The organism is Helicobacter sp. UBA3407, assembly GCF_949747025.1.
GTDB classification, from domain to species: Bacteria; Campylobacterota; Campylobacteria; order Campylobacterales; family Helicobacteraceae; genus Helicobacter_D; species Helicobacter_D ganmani.
This window is the reverse complement of the sequence record NZ_CATKCB010000043.1, coordinates 1-1,371: the sequence shown is the minus strand read 5'-3', so window position 1 is coordinate 1,371 and position 1,371 is coordinate 1. Positions and strand designations below refer to the sequence as shown.

Here is a 1,371-nt window from a genome sequence, read left to right as displayed (position 1 = left end):
GGCTAGAGAGAATCAAAAATGCGCTTGATGACCCAATTTTAAGCAAAGAAGTCGCAGCGGCTATGCAAGATGCGGAGGCTGTAACTTCTATGAGACTTGAGAAAGATGGCAGGATTCTACTTCGCTTTGAATCAGGGCGAGAGATTCTCGTAAATGAGCTTTATAATGAGACAGGTGAGCTTTATATTACCAAAAGGGGCGATAGGGCTGGAATCAGCCTAGAGGCAAGAAGCAAGAGTGATGAGGAACTAAGCAAAATAGATTTTAGTGAATATGGAATCCGACAAGGAGAGGAAATTGTGAGCTTAAAAGATATAGGTGCAGAAATGGTGCAACGATTAGTCAATGAAAATGGAAAATTTTTGGGGTTTGCAATCCAGCTTGCAGGGCAAAAACAAGAAAGGATTGTAGAGAATCTTTATAATCTCTACACGATAGACCATTTAAACAAAACACAAAGCTTTGCGCTAGAGGCGTAAGGTGATAACTGCTACTAATTTAAGATTGATATTGTTTTGGAGTGTTAAAAGCATTCAAGATTCCTTATGGAATCTTGAAGTTTGGAACCATTTAAGAGTGGAGAGATTTTGTGTAGTTTTTCACAGAATCTATCCCTTGTGCTTTTGCGCCCGCAAATACTTTAGAGACAAATTCCCAATTAATATGACTAAAAAACTTTTCCAAATACGCAGGACGCGCGTTTCTGTGGTCAATATAATATGCGTGTTCCCACACATCTACGACAAGCACAGGAATCAACCCGTCTGTTACGGGGGTTTGTGCATTGCTTGTTTGCTTGATTTCTAGCTTGCTTGTTGCAGGGTTATAGACAAGCCAACACCAACCAGAACCAAAAAGCGTAGTGGCGGAATTTAAAAATGCTTCTTTAAATTTCTCTATATCTCCAAAACTTGCTTTGATGGCTTCGTCTAGCTCGGAGCTTTTGTTGCTTACATTTGGGCTAACGCAATCCCAATAAAAGTCATGGTTATACACTTGTGCAGCATTATTAAACACGCCTCCTTGTGATTTTGTGAGAATCTCAAATAAGCCTTTACTTTCAAATTCCGTTCCCTTAATCAAATTATTTAGATTGTTGATGTAGGTTTGGTGGTGTTTGCCGTGATGATATTCGCAGGTTTCTTTACTAATAAAACCTGTAATCTCGGTAAATGGTAATGTGCGTAATTTAAACATAATTAATCCTTAAAATAAATTAAAACATAAAGTTTTGAGATAAGATTCTAACATAATTAAAATAAAATTATCCTCTAATCTTTCCTTGAAATCTTAAAGAAAAATTTTGTAAAATTGCTTCATTTTGTTTCATAAGGATTGTTCAATGGCTGTTGTTTTACAAATCGGAGCAGG

The 1,371-nt window shown here is 37.0% G+C and carries 1 protein-coding gene and 1 pseudogene; one reads left to right on the top strand and one right to left on the bottom strand.

What is annotated here, in order from left to right:
* Positions 1-479, top strand: a pseudogene (locus Q1553_RS00575) (hypothetical protein); the annotation flags it as partial.
* Between the two features lie 91 nt (positions 480-570).
* On the opposite strand, the gene Q1553_RS00570 reads toward Q1553_RS00575, so the two are convergent.
* Positions 571-1,197, bottom strand: a complete 627-nt coding sequence (locus tag Q1553_RS00570; protein WP_300667999.1) for a superoxide dismutase — start codon at positions 1,195-1,197, stop codon at positions 571-573.
* Positions 1,198-1,371: the final 174 nt, after the last annotated feature.